Below are 9226 nucleotides of genomic sequence, written 5' to 3'. Positions count from 1 at the left end.
AATTAACTTCTTGATCGAGATATTTCTATCCCCCCATCACTTTATCTTACAGATTTAGATTTCTTATAGTTAGGTCTAAAACAAGACTGTGTGTTGAGGGCGAGGAGGGGGAGGAAAAGGGAGACACAGCTGGTGTTTTCGTTCTTTTGATCGTGCTTACTCTTAATAAAATTCAATTAATAATAGTCAAACTATTATTGAGGTCAAATGATGTCAAAGTGATGTCAAAGTAGATTCAGATGCCTTAGCCCTTGACTTAGATTAGTTTTGTTAACCAGACTATAAGTAGTTTTTAATTTATTAGACTTACCACATCTAGCAGATGGCTGTTGGTCTAAGAGGTCACAAAAGTCAGTTCATTGCTCATAGCTATAGTAATTGCTATTGAGCCAATGTAAATTAAGGTCAAAGAGTTGGTAACCAAAGGAAATTCAGAAATACTTATGAAGCGACGCTCCTTGATACTAGGTGCTAGTACCATAGCCCTTAGTCAGTTAGCATCTGGTTGTAATATCGGACAACAAGCCTCTTTAAAGGTAAGGCTGTTGCAAAATTCAATACCAGTTCAGCTGTTGGGTGAATTTCGTAAGACCTTAACACTACGGGCTAAGCTAAATTTTGACCCGGAGAAACAACTATCTGCTTTATTCAAACTCCTGACAACCTTGAAAGAGCAAGGCAAACCCAATAATAATCAAGATCGCTCCTTTTTAGATTTGATCCGGATTAGGTCTAGGACACCGATAAGTCCTGATTTAGTTACCTTAGGAGATTATTGGCTCAAGTCAGCCATTGAGCAGGAATTGATCCAACCTTTGAACATAGAAACGTTGCCAGGATGGAAACAACTGCCGCCAGAGTACCAGAAACTTGTTAAACGTGACCAAACTGGTCAGCTAGACAACTCAGGAAAAGTTTGGGGTGCTCCTTATCGCTGGGGTGCTACTGTCATTGCCTATCGCCGTGACAAGTTCAAAGCCTTAGGCTGGACTCCCACTGATTGGAGTGACTTGTGGCGTGAGTCTTTACGCGATCGCATTTCTGTGTTGAACCACCCCCGAGAAGTGATTGGTTTAACCTTGAAAAACCTAGGCTTATCCTATAATCAACAGGATTTAAATCAAGTCAAAGACTTGAAACCAGCACTTCGACAACTGGCTAAACAGGTTAAATTTTACAGTTCGGATCACTACCTAAAACCTCTAGTTTTGGGGGATACCTGGGTAGCAGTCGGTTGGTCTACGGATATCCTGGCACTAAGAACACGCGATCGCCAAATTGAGGCAGTGGTGCCTCAGTCAGGAACAGCCCTGTGGTCAGATGTATGGGTAAAACCGGTATCAGTTAGCTCTGCTTCTGACTCCTCAGAAAGTAACTCTGAGTCGGATTTAAGCAAAAAGTGGATTGAATTTTGCTGGGATAGCAAATCAGCCAAGCAAATTTCTCTACTGACTAATGCTGCTTCCCCGATTCTGCTTAAGATCCCAAGAAATAAGCTACCACAAGATATCCAAACCTTACCTCTACTGCTGCCAGAAGCAGAAATTCTCAACAAGTGCGAATTCCTCCATCCCTTACCAGAGTCTACACAAAAGCAGTATGAATCCTTGTGGAAAGAAATGCGAAATACGTGAAAATTGCCTGTTCTAGTTTTGTGATAACTGGCAAAAGGCCGAGACTTTGCCAGCTAAAGGGACTTGACCAGGAATACATACCTCCACCTGGCACATGGAATTACCATCACAGGTATAAGCTCCTAAAGGCTTTCCTCGCTGGTTAAATACTCTGGTATTATAGTTATAATCTCTGGCAACGTTGCCCATTTTGTTAATAAAAGCATACCTACCCAGATAGTTAAGCAGACTCCAGAGTTGGCGATTCACTACCAAATCTACCCGGCGTTTACTCGGATAAGCTAACCAATTATCCAGTAGCTTACCGCCAAACTGTTCATCAGCCCACCAGAAACTTGGAGTAGTGAGCTTAGTTTGAGAGATAGTATCAGCAGTAATCACAGACCCATCATTAGGAAGATTATCTGGCTGCAGGAAATTTAAATTCACAGCTTCTGTGTCCGGCTGCACTCCTACAGTCTTTTGAGCTAAAACTGGTTCAGGCTTCCAGCCAACCAGAAAACAGCTCTCTAGAAACACAAGGCAGAATACACAAGGCACAACAGACAAGGGATGTATTTTACTAACGGTGTTTCTTTTATCCATAGGAATGCACTAAAGCATCAGTCAAATCAATAGTGATACCCATTAACCTTCAACCTTCAACCCTTCAACCAACTAACCTTCAACCTTCAACCAACTAACCTTCAACCTTCAACCAACTAACCTTCAACCTTCAACCAACCAACCAACCTTCAACCAACCAACCTTCAACCTTCAACCAACCAACCTTCAACCAACTACCTTATCCCCACAGACGACGCCTAGGAGAACCATTAAGACGCTGGTGGGTATCAGAGAGTAAGGAAGGAATATCCAGTTGTTCGGGGCAACGGGGAAGACACTCACCACACTGGGTACAACGGTTTCCCTTGACCCCCCTAAACCAATGACCAGCATTTTCAAACATTTGATAGCGATATTGACCAAACTCGCTCATGTCGTAAGCCAAAGCAAGATTGCGCAGCCGCAAGACTTCTGGAATGTTAATGGTTTCTGGGCAAGGTAGACAAGCGTAGCATTGACTACAGCGGTCAGTTCCTAGAGCATTGTTCAAGTGGGTTTCCAAACGAGAGAATGCTGCCACTTCCATTGGGCTCAAAGACTCGTCTCGGTTAGCGACACTTAAAGGCAGGGTCACCTCATCTGGGTTAGCCGGTCCAATACTAAGGGTAGTAATGCGGGGATCGCTTAATAAAAATCGATAGTTCAGTTCTAGTGGCGAGAAGGGATGGCACAGTTTCTCTAACGTTGGTGGTGGGGTGTAGAGTTTGCCTGCTTTATCAGCAGGAGATATGATGAAGATGCCCATATCCTTCTGATCAGCCAATTCAATCGCCGCAGCATTGCGTTGAAAGAAGTAATAGTAATGCAGGTTGATGAATTCAAAAAAATCTGTTTGAATTGCCCCTAGAATCACTTGTATTGAACCATGGGTTGAGAAACCAACGTGCCTTATACGTCCCTGGGCTACGGCTTTTTGGACAGCTGCCATACAGCCACTGTCAGACTTTACCCAGGACAGATGCTCTTCAGTGTTAATCCCATGAATTGCTAAACAATCGACATAATCGAGCTGTAGACGTTCTAAGGAATCATTAATCCACTGACTCATCAAATCAGCATCAGGGGTTGGTGGAATCTTGGTGGTTATATATAGCTGGTCTCGTGGTACTGACAATCCAGCTTTCAGGATGTTACCAAGGTATTCTTCACTCTTGCCGTAACCCCTGGCAGTTTCCAAGTGGTTAATTCCTTGAGCGATTACCTGTTGCACTGTCTTCTGAGCATTTGACTCAGACCCTAAGCAACGCATGGTGCCACAAGAAAACACTGAAAGCTGGAGATTAGTTTTTCCAAACCGCCGATAACGCATGTTGCCCAACTGCTGGAATAATCTTATCTTTGGTTAAAACGTTGCCCAAAAAACAGTTGCGCCAAAAATTCAGTTGATGGCCATCGATTGTCTTGGGGTATAGCTTGGGTCATAGCTTCGAGCATAGTTTGGGATATATCTCTTGAGCCCAAGGGTCACTTGCGGTATGGCATCAGGGTTAGAGCATCTGGAAAACTCTCACCAATGGCTAAATGGTAAGGCTTTCAGAAACATCTCTATAATTTTTTGACAGAGCAATTAATATATTGTTGCTGTTAAATCCCGTTTAATCCCAATATTTTGGCTTTAGCTACCACGACTATATCCTCCACGGTGAAGAAAATCTTCTGGGCGGATATTAGATACAAATTCCCGAAAAGCTCGACGCTCCTCTTCATCCTTATCTTGGTCTACAGGTATCGAAGCATCAGCAATAACTTCTTCCATCACCCAAATCGGACTGCCAGTACGCAGGGCGATGGAGATGGCATCACTTGGTCGAGCATCAATTTCTTTCTTTGTCTCACCCTGACTAACACAGAGGCTGGCATAGAACGTGTTATCCTGGAGAGAGTGTATTATAACACGATCCAGTGTTATGTTCCACTCCTCCAGGAAATTGACCATTAGGTCATGGGTCAGGGGACGCGGTGGCGTTTGTCTTTCCAAAGCACTGATAATTGCCTTTGCTTGATCTTGCCCAATATAGATTGGCAGAGCACGCCGATCTAAGACATCTTTGAGTAACACGATGGGGCTACGTGTTACAGTATCTACTGCAATGCCAGCAACTCTCATTTCAATCATCAGCTTAGCCTCTAGAATACGGTCAGCATCAGGGGCATCAAAGCGAAGCGGTAAACTAGTACTGTACAGACGGGCACCGAAACTTGCCCTTGCCAGATCTGTTCTTTTCACGTTACCGGTCAACGGTAAGATTAGCCCTTGAGAATCCAATTCGGTGAGATCAACAAGATTGTATTCTCCAAGTATGCCTTAGTCTCAGGAAATTTGTTTGGCCACTTCACTAAAAAAACACAAACTTATGCCAGCTCTTTTCCTACTAACAGTCTAGTTGCACCAGTTCATCCGCTTACAGAAGAACAGTATAAACAACAGTGTTTACAGGATTAATTCAAGCTCTCGGCACAATCGGACCAATCGGAAGCGATCGCTTTATTGTTTCCGGTACCTCTGATGCTATGGATGTTATCTTACAGGATTTAGAACCTGGTGATAGTGTAGCAGTGGATGGAATTTGCCTAACGGTAGAGAAAGTTTTGCCCACAGGCTTCTCGACCACTGCTTCTGATGAAACTCAGGGGCGCACCACCCTTGGACAAAGGCTACAGACAACTTCTTACGTTAATTTGGAAACGTCTTTGCGTGTGGGTAGCAAACTAGGGGGTCACTTTGTAACAGGTCACATTGACGGTATTGGCTGCTTAACGGAATCTTTACAAACACCAAACTCCTGGGAAATGTGCTTTACAGCACCAGCTTCCTTGATGGATGTGTGGCAGCATAAGATAGCTCGTTATCTTGTTCCCAAGGGTAGCATTGCCGTCAATGGGGTCAGCCTAACGATTGCTGAGTGTGACCCCAACGGCAGTTGGTTCAAAGTAGCGGTGATTCCCCATAGTTACAGCTATACGAATCTTAGCCACTTACGGACTGGCAATTGGGTGAATATCGAAAGTGACATTTTAGGGAAATATGTCGATAAGTTGCTGGGTAACCGAGTGCCAACGCCTGAAGGGATTGATGAAATTTCGCCGGAATTTCTGCTAGAACATGGGTATTTGACATCCTACCCTGGCTGAAGCCTGTAGGGCTGTTTCATGTTTGTGAAAGATCAGGGAGGCCAAAGGTGAACAACTAAACAACCCAACCTTCACATTTCACACTTGAGACTTCACATTCTATTGGATTCCGACCTGGACCGAAACAGAGGCTCAACAAGCACAACAGGCAAGGTTGCTATTAGAGCAAGAACGGCAACGGTCACAGCGGCTAGCAGAGCGGTTAAGGGTGATGGGAATTGACCCGGAGCTTCTGGAATAATCAGGTTCAACAGAAATGCGTTCGCGAAGCGTGACCTTTGGTCAATCGCATTCTGATTAATGTTCTAATTAATGATCTAACTAATGATCTACAAAACTCGATTCCTCAAGTACTCTTCACCCTCTTCCCTTCCCTACTAAACCTTTCCTACTAAAAATCTATAGGCTGCTAGAGTTTCCCTTGCCGTTCTCTCCCAAGAGAATAGCATCGCTCTTTCCTTACCCTTTCTAATCAATTCCTCCCGCAATGGAGAATTACTGATCACCTTGACCATAGCATCTGCTAATTCAATTGGCTGATTAGGGTCAATTAAAATTGCCGCATCTCCCGCTACTTCAGGCAGGGATGAAGTATTAGAGGTAATCACAGGAGCACCCAAAGTCATCGCTTCCAAGACGGGCAGACCAAACCCTTCATAGTAGGAAGGATAGACAAAAACATCTGCATTTGAGTAAAACCAGGCTACTAGTTGATCGGATAAGTAGCCCAAATGATGAATATGGTGTTTCCACGGGGAACTAGCAATAGCAGAAAAAATAGATTCATAGCACCATCCTTTTTGTCCAATCAGTACTAACTGATGCTCAATTTGATGCCGTTGTTTTAAATAATTAAATGCTGCAATCAGAGTATTAATATTTTTCCTAGGCTCAAGAGTACTCACAAATAAAATATAGGGTTGGGCGAAGTCGTAATTAACTGATGTCACCAAAGACTGAACCGTGTTATTCGGTAAATCTAGTGTATTGGGTAAATCTAAAGTAGAGTAACGGCTAGCTTGAGGAATAACTTGGATGTTGTCAGGATTTACTCCTAGGTAATTGACGATATCCTGTTTAGTAGACTGGGAAACAGTAATCACTAAATCAGTCCACCGTAAACATTGTTTTACCCGAGCAGTATAGCTTTTAACAATTGAGTTAACATACTGAGGATATTTAATAAAAGTTAGGTCATGAATCGTCATAACCCGCAAGCTTTTTCGACAGGGATAAACCACATGATCAGTACCATGGACGATATCATGATTGCCTAAGTATTGCTCACAATAAGGTAAAATGGGATTAGGTACAGTGGCTAGTAAACTAGAGATAGTAACCGGTAACGGTATAGTTTTAATCTCTAGATTTTTAATCTCTAAATGCCTAGTTAGCACTTCAAGAAATGACCAATCACGAGATAACCATTTTCTTACACTTGGTTGATAGGCGACACTTAACTGAAAGTCTTCCTGACTTTGTAGCTTATGGAGTGCCTGAATTAAATTTAAGGCATACATTCCAATGCCACTTAACTTATGGCGAATTGGTGTAGCATCAACAGCAATTTTTATCATATTTTCCTTACTTAATTACCAAGTAAAATTATAATTGCTACTTGATAATTAACTAATTACTATAGATAAACTCTGTTCCGGTCAAGATGCCATCACAAATAACATCTAATCCTTTACTTTTACCAGGAATGAATTCATTGAGATCACATACCTGAAGTTTAAATTCCGATGGATTACTAGCTTCGGTGGTCATCTCTAGGGGAATCATGCGGCGGAAGAAAAAGTGATAGGCATACTTTCTTGCTCGTTTTATGATTGCCTCAGGTAAGCCATCCCCTAGGGGTAACTGATCTAAATACTGAACATACTCCTCTACAGAACTGGCATCCATAGTTATGCCTTTATTACGAATCCACGCTTCTCCTGCAACGATTACAGGTATACCCATGCTAGTTAATTCTACGCCCATTTTAGTGCCGTAGATCAGAGCCGCATTACATTGGAGGATAGCAGCATAGGTGCTAACGGTACTTTCTGGAGGAATCACAAACACATTTGGAGGCAGAGTGGGGAAAACCTGACGAATTTCTTCAAACAAGGGTTGACGCGATCGCAAAGTCCCTCGAATCTCGGCTGGGTGAATCCGAATTAACAACTGTAACTCTGGTCTTTTAGCAAAATACCGAATAGTTGTCAATACCCATTCCAGCATATTAGGAAAAGCATTAACTGGGTAATGGAGTTGAGCATCCCACATCACATTAGTCAGTAACCCAATACAAGGACGAGAAAAGTCTACTCCTACCGCATCAGTAATCTTGGTCAGGTCAAACTGAGGACTTTCATGGAACCAAATCCAATCCTGAGTTCCTTGCCAGCGACTTTTCAAATAGTCCATCAACTGCTGTTCCATCTGGGAAGTCCACGGTATAGTTTCCCAATTACTTACTGGCTCCCACATCAGCTGGTGATGATAGGTTTGATGGTGACTAAAGATAAAGCATTGTTTGCGATAAGCAGGATTCCAGTTCACCACTCGCACCCCTTGCTGACGGGCTACTTCACCAGTCAACCCCTGAGGAACATAAATGCCGTGGTTAAATACAGCACACTCAACCTTAACCGTTTGCAGCAGCCGACGGGTTGCCCAAGTGGTCAGGATTGCGGCTTGGAAGTAACGCTTGAGAATCGGCTCAGCATTGGGTTCCCCTTCCAGGGAAGCACGAGCATAAAATCGCAGAGCTCCCGCTAAAGCGTGTTCTCCTACAGCTACCCCATTTAGGGTGTACTTTTCAATTTCAGCAATAGTGAGACTGCTAGCTATCTCCTTGGCCTGTTGGTAATCTGTATCTGTGAGAAATTCACTGTAGCGATGGATAGTCAATCCTAGAGGCTTATAGATCCGATCGGCTAGGGGAAAGCAGTCGTTACATAAGTCACGTTTAGGACCATGATTTACAAACAAGTCCTGTTTGGGATAAAAACTAACATCACACCAAAAACAAGCCGGTAAAATACCATCACAGAGCAAAATGTGAACTTGAGCACCCCTGAGGGTTAAGCCCACTGCTAGTAGACTTTCTAAAGTGATGGAATGGATTTCCCCACCCACACTAGTAGCTACCAGAATCTTAGAGCCAGTTTGGGCAGCCTTTAGGGCATTTTGCCATTGGTTTAGAGACCCTTTCAAGACCAAATCCCACCTGGGCTGATCTCGAATAATGCGCTGTCTGCGCTTATAGAGCTTAACCCTGCGATGAAGGGATTTGTTCCGCTTGAGAAACTCTTTGATCATTTGATAGTTTACAGTTGACGGTTGACGGTTGAGTGTGAGCAGGTGACACTCAGCTAAGCCGGATTACTAGGATATTACGTTCACCATAGAGGTTTGGAGATAATTATTTTTGTATGTACTTTATGTAATCGTAACTGTAACCCCAAGCCAAAACTATGCGAGAACTCTATCCCCCCATCGAAGCTTACAACCAGCAAACCCTAACAGTTTCTAACCTCCACACCATTTATTTTGAAGAGTCCGGTAACCCACAAGGTCAGCCAGTAGTGGTGTTACACGGAGGACCAGGAGGTGGTAGCCAACCGGTTTATCGCCAATACTTTGACCCACGGAAATGGCGAATTGTCATGTTTGACCAACGGGGTTGTGGTAAAAGTATCCCCCATGCTGAACTTGAGCAGAACACTACCTGGGATTTAGCTTCTGACAAAATTCATCCCACGTCTCAAAGCGTAGCGTGAGCGTGGTCAGAAGTTACCGCAAGAATAGTGGAGCCTTTATAGTTGGCAGTCTGTGAGTTAAGGGTTAAATCTTTTTGTAGT

Annotated in this window: 7 protein-coding genes and 1 pseudogene; 3 read left to right on the top strand and 5 right to left on the bottom strand. The window is 43.4% G+C overall.

The genetic code is table 11. From position 1 onward, the window contains the following. The first annotated feature begins 443 nt into the window (after positions 1 to 443). Positions 444 to 1634, top strand: a complete 1191-nt coding sequence (locus F6K20_RS12540; RefSeq protein WP_008180229.1) for an extracellular solute-binding protein — start codon at positions 444 to 446, stop codon at positions 1632 to 1634. A 12-nt stretch (positions 1635 to 1646) separates the two neighbouring features. Here the strand turns inward: F6K20_RS12540 and F6K20_RS12535 are convergent, their stop codons facing one another. The 3 genes from F6K20_RS12535 to F6K20_RS12525 all read right to left on the bottom strand — a co-directional run bounded on the left by F6K20_RS12535 (position 1647) and on the right by F6K20_RS12525 (position 4356). Continuing rightward, entirely contained in the window at positions 1647 to 2219 is a 573-nt protein-coding gene (locus F6K20_RS12535) for a hypothetical protein (protein ID WP_063747921.1), read from the bottom strand. Between the two features lie 199 nt (positions 2220 to 2418). Then, a complete protein-coding gene (locus tag F6K20_RS12530; RefSeq protein WP_008180225.1) occupies positions 2419 to 3549 on the bottom strand; it encodes an aldo/keto reductase in 1131 nt (376 codons plus the stop codon). A 306-nt stretch (positions 3550 to 3855) separates the two neighbouring features. Further along, a complete protein-coding gene (locus F6K20_RS12525; RefSeq protein WP_044492346.1) occupies positions 3856 to 4356 on the bottom strand; it encodes a bifunctional nuclease family protein in 501 nt (166 codons plus the stop codon). Positions 4357 to 4667: 311 nt separating this feature from the next. Here F6K20_RS12525 and F6K20_RS12520 point away from each other — a divergent pair, with 311 nt between their 5' ends. After that, positions 4668 to 5372, top strand: a complete 705-nt coding sequence (locus tag F6K20_RS12520) for a riboflavin synthase (protein WP_008180222.1) — start codon at positions 4668 to 4670, stop codon at positions 5370 to 5372. A 377-nt stretch (positions 5373 to 5749) separates the two neighbouring features. On the opposite strand, the gene F6K20_RS12515 is transcribed toward F6K20_RS12520, so the two are convergent. Both F6K20_RS12515 and F6K20_RS12510 read right to left on the bottom strand, forming a co-directional pair. Beyond that, positions 5750 to 6949, bottom strand: coding sequence for a glycosyltransferase family 4 protein (locus F6K20_RS12515; protein WP_008180220.1), 1200 nt, complete (start codon positions 6947 to 6949; stop codon positions 5750 to 5752). Positions 6950 to 7001: 52 nt separating this feature from the next. Beyond that, positions 7002 to 8684 (bottom strand): hypothetical protein, encoded by a 1683-nt coding sequence (locus tag F6K20_RS12510; RefSeq protein WP_008180218.1) that lies wholly within the window; start codon positions 8682 to 8684, stop codon positions 7002 to 7004. Positions 8685 to 8839: 155 nt separating this feature from the next. Here F6K20_RS12510 and F6K20_RS12505 point away from each other — a divergent pair. Then, a pseudogene (locus F6K20_RS12505) lies at positions 8840 to 9112 on the top strand (alpha/beta fold hydrolase); the annotation flags it as partial. Positions 9113 to 9226 lie beyond the last annotated feature (114 nt).

This window comes from Moorena sp. SIO2C4 (genome assembly GCF_010672485.1).
Classification (GTDB): Bacteria; Cyanobacteriota; Cyanobacteriia; order Cyanobacteriales; family Coleofasciculaceae; genus Moorena; species Moorena producens.
Note: the sequence above shows the minus strand (reverse complement) of the source record. Positions and strands in the feature narration are given on the sequence as shown.